The 13,773-nt window shown below is 65.1% G+C and carries 13 protein-coding genes; 5 read left to right on the top strand and 8 right to left on the bottom strand.

Annotated elements, in window-relative coordinates; genetic code table 11:
* Positions 1-259 precede the first annotated feature (259 nt).
* From glyS to IVA75_RS39265, 6 genes are all read right to left on the bottom strand, one after another.
* The gene (glyS, locus tag IVA75_RS39240; protein ID WP_247291180.1) at positions 260-2,359 is read right to left on the bottom strand and encodes a glycine--tRNA ligase subunit beta; all 2,100 of its coding nucleotides are present in this window, start codon (positions 2,357-2,359) and stop codon (positions 260-262) included.
* The gene (locus tag IVA75_RS39245) at positions 2,359-3,306 is read right to left on the bottom strand and encodes a glycine--tRNA ligase subunit alpha (RefSeq protein ID WP_247291182.1); all 948 of its coding nucleotides are present in this window, start codon (positions 3,304-3,306) and stop codon (positions 2,359-2,361) included. Before IVA75_RS39245 ends, glyS begins: the two co-directional genes overlap by 1 nt.
* Before the next feature lie 169 nt (positions 3,307-3,475).
* Positions 3,476-3,667 (bottom strand): hypothetical protein, encoded by a 192-nt coding sequence (locus IVA75_RS39250; RefSeq protein WP_007607173.1) that lies wholly within the window; start codon positions 3,665-3,667, stop codon positions 3,476-3,478.
* 118 nt (positions 3,668-3,785) lie between these two features.
* Entirely contained in the window at positions 3,786-4,694 is a 909-nt protein-coding gene (locus tag IVA75_RS39255; RefSeq protein WP_247291184.1) for a S49 family peptidase, read from the bottom strand.
* 211 nt (positions 4,695-4,905) lie between these two features.
* The gene (locus IVA75_RS39260; RefSeq protein ID WP_247291186.1) at positions 4,906-5,676 is read right to left on the bottom strand and encodes a methyltransferase; all 771 of its coding nucleotides are present in this window, start codon (positions 5,674-5,676) and stop codon (positions 4,906-4,908) included.
* Positions 5,669-5,896 carry a DUF2007 domain-containing protein gene (locus tag IVA75_RS39265; RefSeq protein ID WP_007594964.1) on the bottom strand — a complete coding sequence of 76 codons (228 nt, stop codon included), beginning with the start codon at positions 5,894-5,896 and terminating at the stop codon, positions 5,669-5,671. Before IVA75_RS39265 ends, IVA75_RS39260 begins: the two co-directional genes overlap by 8 nt.
* Before the next feature lie 132 nt (positions 5,897-6,028).
* Between IVA75_RS39265 and IVA75_RS39270 the strand changes: the two genes are divergently transcribed.
* The 5 genes from IVA75_RS39270 to IVA75_RS39290 all read left to right on the top strand — a co-directional run bounded on the left by IVA75_RS39270 (position 6,029) and on the right by IVA75_RS39290 (position 10,785).
* The gene (locus IVA75_RS39270; RefSeq protein WP_247291188.1) at positions 6,029-7,036 is read left to right on the top strand and encodes a polyprenyl synthetase family protein; all 1,008 of its coding nucleotides are present in this window, start codon (positions 6,029-6,031) and stop codon (positions 7,034-7,036) included.
* A 414-nt stretch (positions 7,037-7,450) separates the two neighbouring features.
* A complete protein-coding gene (locus IVA75_RS39275; RefSeq protein WP_247291190.1) occupies positions 7,451-7,966 on the top strand; it encodes a helix-turn-helix domain-containing protein in 516 nt (171 codons plus the stop codon).
* A 1-nt stretch (position 7,967) separates the two neighbouring features.
* The gene (fabF, locus tag IVA75_RS39280) at positions 7,968-9,224 is read left to right on the top strand and encodes a beta-ketoacyl-ACP synthase II (protein ID WP_247291192.1); all 1,257 of its coding nucleotides are present in this window, start codon (positions 7,968-7,970) and stop codon (positions 9,222-9,224) included.
* Between the two features lie 60 nt (positions 9,225-9,284).
* Entirely contained in the window at positions 9,285-9,917 is a 633-nt protein-coding gene (locus IVA75_RS39285) for a LysE family translocator (RefSeq protein ID WP_027568610.1), read from the top strand.
* Positions 9,918-9,924: 7 nt separating this feature from the next.
* Positions 9,925-10,785 carry an alpha/beta hydrolase gene (locus tag IVA75_RS39290; protein ID WP_247291430.1) on the top strand — a complete coding sequence of 287 codons (861 nt, stop codon included), beginning with the start codon at positions 9,925-9,927 and terminating at the stop codon, positions 10,783-10,785.
* Here IVA75_RS39290 and IVA75_RS39295 read toward each other — a convergent pair.
* Positions 10,782-11,666, bottom strand: a complete 885-nt coding sequence (locus IVA75_RS39295; RefSeq protein ID WP_247291194.1) for a 4-(cytidine 5'-diphospho)-2-C-methyl-D-erythritol kinase — start codon at positions 11,664-11,666, stop codon at positions 10,782-10,784. The two genes, IVA75_RS39290 and IVA75_RS39295, sit on opposite strands and share 4 nt — an antisense overlap.
* Before the next feature lie 28 nt (positions 11,667-11,694).
* Positions 11,695-13,497, bottom strand: a complete 1,803-nt coding sequence (locus IVA75_RS39300) for a tetratricopeptide repeat protein (protein ID WP_027568607.1) — start codon at positions 13,495-13,497, stop codon at positions 11,695-11,697.
* Positions 13,498-13,773 lie beyond the last annotated feature (276 nt).

The raw sequence follows: 13,773 nt of genomic DNA on the forward strand, positions 1-13,773 counted from the left end.
AGAGATCAACTAGATGTCCGGCGCGTCACATCAATCAGGCTGACGCGAGCAGTATAGTCGGACATCAGGCCCCGCCCGGTCCTCCCCCCGCCGGGCGGGGCTTTTTTGTGTGGACACTCTTCGCGCACAGTAATGCGGCCAGCAACTCCGTCGTCATGGCCGGGCTTGTCCCGGCCATCCACGCGTCTCCACGAGAAGAAGGACGTGAATGCCCGGGACAAGCCCGGGCATGACGGTGTTCATTGCGCCCAAACCGCGCTCAATCCTGGATCTTCGAGAAATCCGCCATCGCACGCGTGGCGCTGCGGATCTCGTTGAGCAGCTTCAGGCGGTTCTCGCGCACCTTCGCATCGTCGTCGTTGACGCGAACTTTCTCGAAGAACGCATCGACCGGCGGACGTAGCTTGGCCATCGCACTCATTGCGGCCGCGAAGTCTTCCTTCGCGACAGCAGCGCTTGCCTCCGCCGTCACCTCGCCGATCGCCTTGGCCAGCGCCTTCTCCTCGCCGAGACCGTAGAGCGCGGCATCCGGCGCCCCGTCGAACGTGCGCTTGTCCTTCTTCTCCTCGATGCCGAGGATATTGCTGGCGCGCTTGATGCCGGCGAGCAAATTCTTGCCGTCCTCGGACTCGAGGAATTTGCCGAGCGCCTCGACGCGGCGGACGATCATCAGAAGGTCATCCTGGCCACCGAGCGCGAACACGGCGTCGACGAGATCGTGCCGCGCGCCCTGCTCGCGGAGCTGAACTTTCAGGCGATCTGCGAAGAAGGCGAGCAGGTCGCTCGGAAGCTTCTGCGCATCGGCAGGCTTCAAGGACAAGGCGGCGAGTGCGGATGTCGCCATCTTCATAAGCGACAGACGCAGTCCGTTCTCGATGATCAGCCTGATCACGCCCAGCGCCGCACGACGCAGCGCATACGGGTCCTTGCTTCCCGTCGGCTTCTCGTCGATTGCCCAGAAGCCCACCAGCGTATCGAGCTTGTCCGCGAGCGCCACTGCGACGCTGACCGGATCGGTCGGCACGCGATCCGCGGGCCCCTGCGGCTTGTAGTGCTCCTCGCAAGCGGCGGCCACCGAGGCATCCTCGCCCTGCGCCAGCGCGTAGTACTTGCCCATCAGGCCTTGCACTTCAGGGAATTCGCCGACGACTTCCGTCAACAAATCCGCCTTCGCGAGTTGCGCAGCACGCTTCGCTTTCGCGACATCGGCACCGACGAGCGGCGCGATCTCAGCGGCGAGACGCGTGATCCGCTCAATACGCTCCGCCTGCGTCCCCAACTTTTTATGAAACACGATCTGCTCGAACTTCGGCAGCCGGTCTTCCAGCTTCGTCTTCAAATCCGTCTCGTAGAAGAACTTCGCATCCGACAGGCGCGGACGGATCACGCGCTCGTTGCCGGCGACGATGGTCTTGCCGCCGTCGGGCGCCTCGATGTTGGCGGTGAGGACGAACTTGTTCGTCAGCTTGCCCGTCTTGGGATCTTTGACGACGAAGCACTTCTGGTTGTTGCGGATGGTGGCGCGGATCACCTCGTCCGGGATCGCCAGATACTCCGCTTCGAACGATCCCATCATGACGACCGGCCATTCGACCAGGCCTGAGACCTCATCGAGCAGCACCTGGTCCTCGACCAGTTCGAACCCTTGGGCGAAGGTCAGCTCCTTGGCGTCGGCGAAGATGATGTCCTTGCGCGCCTGCGGATCGAGGATGACCTTGGCCGCCTTCAGCTTCGCTTCATAGTCCTCGAAGCGGCGCACGGAAATCGCAGCTGGTGCCATGAAGCGGTGGCCGTAGGTGATCTGGCCGGTCTCGATGCCATCCACCGAGAATTTCACGATATCGGGCTCTTCGGTCTCGGGCCCGAACGTCGCGGTGATCGCGTGCAGCGGACGCACCCAGCTCAGCGATCCCGGTTTTCCGGAGCGCGCACCCCAGCGCATCGATTTCGGCCAGGGGAAAGTCCGGATGATCACCGGAAGGATTTCCGCGAGCACGTCGATCGCATCGCGGCCGGGCTTCTCGATCAGCGCGATGTAGAAGTCGCCCTTCGGGTCGCGCTGGATCTTGGCTTCGTCGAGCGAAGCCAGACCTGTCGCTTTCAGGAACCCCTGCACGGCCGCATCGGGCGCGCCCATTTTCGGGCCGCGACGTTCGGTCTTCAGATCGGGCTGGCGCGCCGGGATGCCGTGCACGGTCAGCGCAAGGCGGCGCGGTGTCGCGAACGCCTTTGCGCCTTCGTAGACGAGACCTTCGGCGACGAGCTTGTCGGTGACCATGCGACGCAGATCGTCGGCCGCCTTGGCCTGCATCCGCGCGGGGATTTCTTCCGAGAACAGTTCAAGCAAAAGATCGGGCATCAGGCCGCTCCGCCCGCTTCAGTATGGATCCAGGCCTCGCCGCAAGCTTTTGCCAGTTCGCGCACACGAAGAATGTAGCTCTGCCGCTCCGTCACCGAGATCACGCCGCGCGCGTCGAGCAGGTTGAAGACGTGGCTCGCCTTGATGCACTGGTCATAGGCCGGCAGCGACATCAGATGCGCCTCGCGCTTGCCGGACTCCGAATTTTTTTGCCAACCCGCGTCCAGATATTTCCGGCAGGCGGCTTCCGCCATCTTGAATTGCTCGAACAGCATCGTGGTGTCGGCGACTTCGAAATTGTGCTTCGAATATTCCCGCTCGGCCTGCAGGAAGACATCGCCATAGGTGACCTTGGCGTCACCGTCGCGGCCGTTGAAGTTGAGGTCGTAGACGCGATCGACGCCCTGCACGTACATCGCGAGCCGCTCGAGCCCGTAGGTGAGCTCGCCCGCGACCGGCGCGCATTCGACACCCGCAACCTGCTGGAAATAGGTGAACTGGCTGACTTCCATGCCGTCGCACCAGCACTCCCAGCCGAGGCCCCAGGCACCCAGCGTCGGGCTCTCCCAGTCGTCCTCGACGAAGCGAATGTCGTGCACGGCGGAATCGATGCCGATCGCGGCGAGCGACTTCAGATACAGCTCCTGAAGGTTCGGTGGCGACGGCTTCATGATCACCTGGAACTGGTAGTAATGCTGCATCCGGTTCGGATTCTCGCCGTAGCGGCCGTCCTTGGGCCGGCGCGAGGGCTGCACATAGGCCGCATTCCAGGGCTTTGGCCCGAGTGCGCGCAGCGTGGTCGCCGGATGGAAGGTACCCGCACCCATTTCCATGTCGTAAGGCTGCAGGATCACGCAGCCCTGCTCGGCCCAGAACCGCTGGAGCGCGAGGATGAAGCCCTGGAACGAGCGTTCCGGGCGCATATGGGCGGGCAAGGAGGCGTCCATCGTCAGATCGGGCTCTCGCGGGGGGTTGAATCGCGCGGGACCGTATCGACGGCAGGGGTGGGAATCAAGGCAAAGGGGGCCAATCCCGTCATGCCCGGGCATCCACGTTCTTCGTGCGTCGGCAAGGCGTGGATGGCCGGGACAAGCCCGGCCATGACGAGCGCAGCAGCTAACCCGGGCGATAGGCTCCGGTCACGGGATCCTGTTTCAGGGTCTGGACGGCCCCCCGATGGGCGGCCTCGGCGACGCGCGAGAGGCGCATCTCCTCCAGCTCCTGGTTGATCCTGACAGCGGTCTTGTAGGCCCAGCGGACCACGGCAAGCCCGCCCAGGACGCCCGCGAATGCGACGAACGGCGGCATCGGTCGTTCCTTGTTCACAATGCTCAGCCCCCACGCGCATTCTTGCGCAGACCGGGCCGCGCTGCAATTGGCACGGCTTCAAGTCTCCTTGGGGCCAAATGGCGCGGCAGGGCTCCGTCTAGAATCCGAATTTCGCCCAAATCGCCCGCGTCTCGACCGCGGAGATCAGCTCGTCCGGCAGGCTGGTCATTGATTCCATGGCCGAAAGCTGCCCCGCGCCGGGCGATTTCCGACCCAAAAGGCCGGAGAGCAGACCGGTCGGCTGGGCAATCACGGGGGTGAGAACCTTCTCGCCAAAGCGGGCACGAAGAGTTGAGCGGAGATCGCCGATGCTGTCGGCGAGCCCGAGCGCGATCGAACTCTCGCCGGCCCAGTATTCGCCCGTGAACAGGGTGTCGTCGGAGCCCTTCAACCGCGCGCCGCGGCTTTCCTTCACCAGCGCGATGAAGATCTGGTGGATCTCGCGCTGGAGCGCCTTCAGCTTGGCGACGTCGTCGGGGTTTTCAGGGAGAAACGGGTCGAGCATCGCCTTGTGCGCGCCGGCGGTGTAGAGGCGCCGCTCGATGCCGAGCCGCTTGATCGCCTCCTGGAAACCAAAGCTGCCGCCGACCACGCCGATCGAACCGAGGATCGAGGACGGATCGCAGATGATCTCGTCGCCGGCGCAGGCGATCATGTAGCCGCCGGAGGCCGCGACGTCCTCGACGAACACCAGCACCGGCAGCTTCTTCTCCGCCGCGAGCTGCTTGATGCGCAGGTAGATCTGGCGCGACTGCACCGGCGAGCCGCCGGGCGAATTGATCACCAGCGCCACCGCCTTGGCGTTGCGCGTCGAAAACGCCCGCTCCAGCACCCGCGAAACGGTCGCGAGCGTCATGCCCGGGCGCAGCGGCGTCACTGCACCGATCACACCGGACAGCCGCACCACCGGCACCACGGCCGTGCCGGGACGGAAGCGCGCCGGCAGATATTGCATGAGCTTGTCGGCCAAGCCGGAACTCTCACGATCGTTCAATTGTTCGGCCATGCCGTTACCTCTGATTAACTATTTCTTATCACGCGACTGTCATTGGAAGGGCCCGGAACGTGTTTTGCAGAAACCCCGTTGAGAGGCTGCAATGGGCCAGCGGAGAACACCATGAAAATCTATCTGCTGATGCTGCTGATCGGTGCGCTGTTCATGGCGATCCGCCTGACGACTCCGCAAGAGCAGCAGTCGGAATCGCTTCCGCAATAGCTCAGCACGGCTCCACCAGGGGTAGAGCCGCCCTTCCCTCCAGAATATCCATCACCTCTTTTTTAGGCACGCGTGATTCCTCGTTGAGCACGAGGCCCGGCAACAATCGTGCCGGGGCCCTCCCGCCCTTGACCGCGCGCACCAGCACGCGGATCGCGGGCCGCCCGGCTTCACCGTGAACCGGCAGAATCGCGAGACTGCCGAAGCCGCGAGACAGTGCCGCCAAAACCTCCGCGATCCCATCTGCGCGCCAAATCAATGTCAGCGCGCCATGCGAGCGGAGGATGCGCCGCGCCGCATGCACCCAGGCATTCAGCGTCTTATCCGTCGCCACATGCGCGATCTGGCGCGCCTGATCGGGCGAGCCGCGATGGCGAGCGGAATCGTTGAAGGGCGGGTTCGTCAGCACCACGTCGACGCTGTCCGGCGCGAGCCCGCTGGCCGCGAAGGCCTGCGCGTCCGCGGTGACGTCGAGCACGATCGTCTCGGCGGCAATCGCATTCGCTGCCGCATTGGCGCGCGCAAGCTCCGCCAGCTGGGGATCGATCTCGACCAGGCCGAGCCTGATCCCGGCAACGCGCCGCGCCAACGCAAGCCCGGCCGTGCCGATGCCGGCGCCGAGATCGACGACGCGGTCGCCCGCGCTCGCCTCCGTCGCCGCCGCGAGCAGAATGGCGTCGTGCCCCGCGCGATGGCCGGACCGCTTCTGCTTCAGCCGCAATTGCCCGCCGAGAAAGGCGTCCTCGGTGAGGTCTGCCAGTGCTTCACTCATCGCCGCGCAGTTCGTGGCTGAGGCCGGCCTCGGTCAGAAGCTGCCGGGCTTCGAGGGCGTCGTCCTCATGGACCAGGATCCGCCGCGGCAAAATGCCGAGCGAGCCCTCGATGATGCTCATGTTCTGGTCGAGCACCAGATGATGGATGTTGGCGCCGTCGAGCAGCGCGCCGATCGCCGACACCAGCACCATATCGTTGGTCCGAACCAGTTCTCGCAAAACACAGGCCTCCTGCCTGACGGGGATTAAGCGCCAAATGTCAATGGTTCCACGGCCCTTGCCGCATCCCCGTCCAGTTTCTATTGTCTTTCCATCAGAATAGCCCTTCCGGGGCAAATATTGGAGACCGGCGTGGCCGTCATCGTACCTTTCGAATCTCCCGGCGCGTCGATCGAAGAGCTGGTTGCCCTTGTCGCCGGTGACATGGAGCGCGTCAACGCCACGATCCTGTCGCGGACCGGTTCGGACGTGACCATGATCCCGGAGGTCGCCAACCATTTGATCTCCTCCGGGGGCAAGCGCCTGCGGCCGATGCTGACGCTGGCCATGGCCAACCTCGCCGGCTACACCGGTGACGGCCATATCAAGCTCGCCGCCAGCGTCGAGTTCATGCATACCGCCACCCTGCTCCATGACGACGTCGTCGACGAAAGCGAGATGCGCCGCGGCAAGCTGTCGGCACGGATGCTCTGGGGCAATGAGGCGAGCGTGCTGGTCGGCGACTTCCTGCTCGGCCAGGCTTTCCGCATGATGGTCGAGGTCGGCTCGCTCCGCGCGCTCGACATTCTCTCCGCCGCCGCCGCCACCATCGCCGAGGGCGAGGTGATGCAGCTTGCCGCCGCCAAGAACACCGCGACCACCGAGGACGAATATCTCGCCGTGATCCGCGGCAAGACCGCCGAGCTGTTCGCGGCCGCTTGCGAGGTCGGACCCGTGATCGCCAACCGCCCGAAGGCAGAGCAGACCGCCTGTCGCTCGGTCGGCATGAATCTCGGCATCGCCTTCCAGCTCGTCGACGACGTGCTCGACTATGGCGGCAAGAGCGCCAAGCTCGGCAAGAACACCGGCGACGATTTCCGCGAGGGCAAGATCACGCTGCCCGTCGTGCTCGCCTTCCGCCGCGGCAACGACACCGAGCGCGCCTTCTGGATCCGCGCGCTCGAGCGCGGCGAGATCGGCGACACCGACCTCGACCACGCCATCGGGTTGATGAACAAGCATCGTGCGCTCGAAGACACGCGCAGCCGCGCCCAGCACTACGGCGCCATGGCGGTGGACGCGCTGGCGCTATTCCCGTCCTCGCCGATGAAGAGCGCGCTGGAGCAGGTCGTGGCGTTCTGTCTGGCACGGTCTCATTAGCTACTTGCATCCTTATCGCTTGCTGGTAGCCACACCCTCAGTGCCGTCCCGGCGAAGGCCGGGACCCATTACCCCGATCAGCGTTGTCTTAGCGTCTGTGGCAACGATCGTGCACCACAACAACAGTCGTTGCTATGGGTCCCGGCCTTCGCCGGGACGACATCGTTGAGGTAGCGCCACCACTGCATCAACAGCGTCACTGCGAACGCAGCGAAGCAATCTAGAATCTTTTCGCAGAGGGACTCTAGATTGCTTCGCTCCGCTCGCAATGACGGAGCAAGGAGCGCCGGCGTCGCTCGCCAACTCGCATCCGGATCGCAGAGATAGTTTTGCAGTCCCGCACCTCGTCCTCCCGTGCGGGGAAGTTGCCCCTTGTTACTTGCATTTTGAAAGTTACATGCCTATTTTCGAACCATGCAGCCCAAATTCGCCTCCATCCAGGAATGTCCCGTCGGCCGCGCCGTGGAGACGGTCGGCGAATGGTGGAGCATCTTGATCCTGCGGGATGCCTTCCAGGGCGCAACGAAGTTCGACGAGTTTTCGCAAAGCCTCGGGATCGCGCCGAACATCCTGTCGCGACGGTTGGCCCATCTCACCGAAAGCGGCATGTTCGTCCGCCGCCGCTACAATGAACGGCCGCCGCGCTATGAATATGTGCTGACGGACAAGGCGCGGGACTTCTTCCCCGTGGTCGCAACCCTGCTCGCCTGGGGCAACAAGCATCTCGCACCGAAGGGCGAAGCGATCCTGCTCGCGAACCGGCACGATCGTCGTCCATTCAATCCGGTCGTGGTCGATGCCGCCGACATGCAGCCGATCACGCTCACCAATGCGGTCATCATCGCCGGTCCCCGCGCCAGCCGTGTCATGCGCAAACGGCTGACCTCGCTCAAAGCCATGAACCCGGCCGTCGCGCCGGCTGGAGACTGACATGCGTCGTATCGTCGTGACGGGAATAGGCGCGGTGTCGCCGCTTGGCTGCGGTGTCGAGCTGTCCTGGCGCCGGCTGCTGGCCGGTCAAAGCGGGCTGCGCCCGCTGCCGGAATGGTCGCAGGCGCTGCCCGCACGCATTGCCGGCCTCGTGCCCGACAAGGCCGATGACGTGGACGGCGGCTTCGATCCCGCGCAGGCCGCCGCGCCGAAAGACCAGCGCAAGATGGATCGCTTCATCCTGTTCGCGCTGCTCGCCACCGCAGAGGCGGTTGCGCAGGCCGGCTGGACGCCGCAGGACGCGGCGGCTTTGGAGAGGACTGCGACGATCATCGCCTCCGGCGTCGGCGGCTTTCCGGCGATGGCGGAAGCGGTGCGCATCACCGAACAACGCGGCCCGCGCCGGCTGTCGCCGTTCACGATCCCCTCCTTCCTCGCCAATCTCGCGGCCGGCCACGTCTCGATCAAATACGGCTACAAGGGAGCGCTGGGCACACCGGTCACGGCGTGCGCCGCCGGCGTTCAGGCGATCGGCGATGCCGCGCGCATGATCCGCGCGGGCGAGGCTGATGTGGCGATCTGCGGCGGTGCGGAAGCCTGCATCGACATCGTCAGCCTCGGCGGCTTTGCCGCGGCCCGCGCACTATCGAGCGCGTTCAATGACGCGCGCGCCTCGCGCCCGTTCGATCGCGACCGCGACGGTTTTGTCATGGGCGAAGGCGCCGGCATCCTGGTGATCGAGGAGCTGGAGCATGCATTGGCGCGCGGCGCGACGCCGATCGCGGAGATCGTCGGATACGGCACGACTGCCGACGCCTATCACATGACATCGGGTCCGCCTGACGGCGACGGCGCCCGGCGCGCCATGGAGATCGCGCTCCGGCAGGCGAAGCTTGCGCCTGCCGATTTGCAGCATCTGAACGCGCATGCAACTTCAACGCCGGCCGGCGACGAGAGCGAGCTTGGCGCGATTGCCGCGCTGTTCGGTCGTCACCGCGGCATCGCCGTGAGCGCGACCAAATCGGCCACCGGCCATCTGCTCGGCGCCGCCGGAGGGCTCGAGGCCATCTTCACCGTGCTCGCCCTGCGCGACCAGATCGCGCCGCCGACCCTCAACCTCGAGAACCCTGATCCGGGCGCGGACGGCATCGACATCGTCGCCGGTGTGGCGCGCCCGATGCCGATGCAGCACGCGATCTCGAACGGATTCGGCTTCGGCGGAGTGAATGCCAGCGTGATCTTCCGCCGGATGGGCTGAACGACGGTCCTTGCAAACGACGGGCCTTGCAATCGCGGCAAGCATCGCTACCAAAGCAGGATGATCAACACGAATTTCTGGCTGTTCCTGGCCGCAGCTTGTCTCATCGCCGCCGTTCCCGGCCCCGGCATTTTCTACGTGGCGGCACGGACCCTGTCGGAAGGGCGCGCCAGCGGTTTTGCATCGACCGCGGGCACCGCGCTCGGCGGGCTAGTTCATGTGATCGCAGGCAGCCTCGGCATCTCTGCGATCATCCTTGCCAGCGCCGAGCTGTTTGCCGCCGTGAAATTTGTCGGCGCGCTCTATCTGGTCTGGCTCGGCATCAGGACTTTTCGCGGCGCCAGCCGCGCGCTGTCATTCGACAGCGAGCCCATCGGCGACAAGCAAGCCTTTCGCGACGGCGTGCTGGTCGAGGCGCTGAACCCGAAGACCGCCGCCTTCTTTCTCGCCTTCATTCCGCAGTTCCTCGACCCGGCGGGATCGAACCCGACGCTGCAATTCATCATGCTGGGTGCGATTTCGGTGACGCTGAACACGCTCGCCGACATCGTGGTGGTGCTGATGGCCTCCGCGACACGCACGCAGTTGATCGGAAGGCCGCAGCTGATGCGGCGTCTCACCCAGGGTTCCGGCGTCTTCATCGCAGGGCTCGGGCTGTCGCTGGCGCTGGCGCGGCGGCCGGTGAATGGATAGCGCCACCATGCTCGCCCCGCAAAGCCGCATCTACGAGTCTCACGGCCTGCGGCTGCACTATGCCGACTGGGGCAACGATGGCGCGCCCGTCGCCATCCTGGTCCATGGCGGGCGCGATCACTGCCGGAGCTGGGACGTCATCGCCCGGTCGCTGCAGCCGCATTTTCACGTGCTCGCACCCGACCTGCGCGGGCACGGCGATTCCGACTGGACCAAAGGCGGCAGCTACGCGCTGACGGAGTATGTGTACGATCTCGCCCAGCTCGTCCGTGCCGTCGCGGCCCCTCAAGTCACTCTCATCGGCCATTCCATGGGCGGCATGGTCAGCCTGATCTTTACAGGAGCATTCCCCGAACAGGTCTCGAAGCTAGTCGTGCTCGACGGCGTGACGATGTTGCCGGATACACCAAAGCCGCCGGTACATGAGCGGATCGGCAAATGGGTCGGTCAGCTCGACAAGCTGCACGACCGCGCACCGCGCCGCTATTCGACCCTCGAAGACGCCGCGGCGCAGATGGTGCTTCACAACAAGCGGCTGTCCCGCGACCTCGCGCTGCATCTCGCCACCCACGGCGCGCGGCAGAACGAGGACGGCACCTATAGCTGGAAGTTCGATCCCTACCAGCGCGCCTCTGCGCCGCACCGGCTCTGGCCGGACGATCACATCGCGCTGTGGTCGCGCATCACCTGTCCGACGCTGCTCTTGAATGCCGGCGAAAGCTTTCTGGCTGGCGCGAGGGCCGCGGGCCTGGAGCGCTACTTTCCGCAGGCGCGTGTCGAGACCATCGCCGGCGCCGGACACTGGCTGCAACATGACAAGCCGCAAGAAGTGTTGGGCGAGATCCGGCGGTTTCTCGGGCTGGCCTAGCTCAGCGTCCCCGCGTGCACCCACCAACCCGAATGATCCCTGCGGATCTTCTCGGCGGCGGCATGCGCCTCGGCAAATGCGCCATAGATCGCAAAACACGTCGCACCCGAGCCGGACATGCGGGCGAGCTTGACGCCGGCGGAGCCACGCAAGGCTTCCAGCACGTCGCCGATGACAGGCTCGATGCGCATCGCGGGGGCTTCGAGATCGTTGGCGACGGTCTCGAGCGTGTCGACCCAATCGGCAATGGAGGCGCCCTCGCCCGGCCAGGCCGGACCGTCGAAGACGGACGTGGCGCCGACCAGGAGTTCGCCGTTGCGCAGGCCCAGCGCCTGAAACACATCCTTGGTCGCGACCGGCACGCGCGGGTTGACCATCACGCAGGGCATGCTCGGCAACGCCAGCGGCAGCAGCTGTTCGCCGACACCGGTCATGTCACAGGCGCGCGAGAACAGACACACCGGCACGTCGGCACCGGTCGCAAGCGCAACCTTCTGGAGGCGGGCGTCGTCGAGCGACAGATCGTTGAGACGCGCCAGCAACCGCAGCGCCGCCGCGGCGTCGGCCGAGCCGCCGCCGATGCCGGCGGCGACCGGGAGCACCTTGTCGAGCGCGAAGGCGCCCAGCTTCAGGTTCGGGACGGCTTCGGCCAGGAGCTTGGCCGCCTTGAACACGAGATTGTCGGCCATATCGCCGCAGGCCGCCGCGAGCGGCCCCGTCGTGGTGAGCTTCAGCTCGTCGCCGGGCTCCAGCGTGAGCCGGTCGGCGCAGTCGGCAAACGCGACCACGCTTTCGAGATCATGATAGCCGTCGGCACGACGGCCTACCACGCGAAGGCTCAGATTGACCTTCGCGCGCCCTTCTTCAATCAACGCCGGCATAGACGACACGCCCCCAACTTCAACTCGCTCAGCCGCCCTTGCCGTCGTCCTTCTTCTTCTCCTTCTCCGCCTGCGCAGCCGAGGAGTTCGAATTGTCGTCGGTCATTCCGTTTGCAATCTTGGCCTCGATCTTCGGAAGCTCATCCGCTTCGGGCTTGAGATCGCGGGCGTGCGCCCACTGGAACTTGGCTTCCAGCGTGCGGCCGACACGCCAATAGGCGTCGCCGAGGTGATCGTTGATGGTGGGATCCTCGGGCTTGAGGTCGATGGCGCGCTCGAGGTTCTTCACCGCGTCCTCGTAATTGCCGATGCGGTAATAGGCCCAGCCAAGGGAGTCGACGATGTAGCCGTCATCCGGGCGCTGCTCGACCGCCCGCTTGATCATCTTCATGCCTTCGTCGAGATTGATGCCCTGGTCGATCCAGGAATAGCCGAGATAGTTGAGGACGTGGGGCTGGTCGGGCTGCAGCTCGAGCGCCTTCTTCATGTCGGCTTCGGCCTTGCCCCACTGCTTGGAGCGCTCCTCGCAGATGCCGCGATAATAATACCAGACGCTGTTGGCCTTGTCGTTGCCGGCCGGCAGCACGTCGACGCCTTGCGAATAGGTCGCGCCGCATTCGCCAAACTTCTTGCGGCCGCGCTCGATGTTGCCGAGCGCCATGATGGCTTCGAGATCCTTGGAATCCTCAGTGGTGACGCCCTTGAGGATCTTGATCGCCTCGTCGGTGCGGTCGGCGGAATCCAGATCGATGGCGAGCTGAATCTGGGCGTTGCGCTTGAGCGGCGAGGACGCCGGCACGCGCTCGTAGACCTTGATCGCCATCTGCGGCCGCTTCACCGATTCATAGAGATCGGCGAGCGAGAGCAGCGCCAGGGGATGGGTGGGCTGGAGGTAGAGTGAGAGCTGGAGATAGACCAGCGCCAGATCCTCGCCGCCGCGGCGGGTCAGTGTGGCGCCGATGCCGTAGAGCGCTTCGGCGGCGCCGGCTTGCGCGCTATCGACCAGCGGCGGCATCTTCTTGCCGGCCTTGGTGTCGCGCAATCCTTCCACGATCAGCGGATGGCGGGCGAGCTTCTTGTCGAAAGCCTGGTAGACCGTGGTCGCGGCGGCCGAGTCCTTGTTACGCGACAGCCAGCGCGCATAGGCCTCGGTGACACGCAACATGGAATCGTCGAGCTTGTAGGCACGCTCGAACCGAGTGCCAGCGTCCTTCTCCTTGCCGGCGAGCTCGAGGATCATGCCGGCATGGAGATCCTTGAACAGCGGATACCATTCCGGACCGGCCAGCTTGTCGATGGTGGCGACGCCGCCCTTGGCATCGCCCGCGCCATAGGCGGCCCAGCCCGACAGCAGCGTGGCGACGAGATCGGTGATCGGACCGCGGATCGACTGGTTGATGTTGGTCTGCGCCGTCGCGTACTTCTTGAACTTGAGATCGTGCACGCCGACGACGAGGCGTGCAACGCGGTTGGTCTTGTCGATGGTCAGGATGCGCTCGGCGAGCTTGACGGCTTCGTCGATGTCACCGTCGGCAACCGAGGAGATGAAGGCGCGGTCGAGCAGCTCGTTGTTCTTGGGATCGGTGCGCAGGGCCGAGCGATAGAACGCGGCGGCGGAGGCCGCATCGCGCTCGACGCTGGCGTGGCGGGCGGCGAGATAGCTGCCGGAAGTGGTCAGCGCCTTCAGATCGTTTCGGGTCGGAAACTGCGCCGCCGTGTCGGACGGATGATCCGGCGTCTGCGCCAGGACCCTGCCGGGGACCGTCGCGATCGCTGTGCCCATGAGGGCGATGGCGGCAACAGTCCAGCGGTTGAAACGATTTGAAAACATCAGGGCTCGCCTTGAGTTGGTAGTGCCTGGGTCTGAAGAAGGCCGTATCGCATGCGAACGCGGCCGGTGGCATGGGGACCCGGAACCGTCGGGCCAACAATGCCGCTTTTGGCGCTTCACCGCAAGGATTCGGGCCGGACGATCCCCTCCGCGCGCCCCAAATCGGTCAAGTGACCGGTCAAGAGCGCCCCAAGACGCCGCCAGTATGGCCTTATCGTGACCACGGAGCGGGACCGCGGCCGGGTTCTCACGCGAACGTGCGTCACAGGGCCAAGG

This window comes from Bradyrhizobium sp. 134, assembly GCF_023074155.1.
In the GTDB taxonomy this organism is placed as follows: Bacteria; Pseudomonadota; Alphaproteobacteria; order Rhizobiales; family Xanthobacteraceae; genus Bradyrhizobium.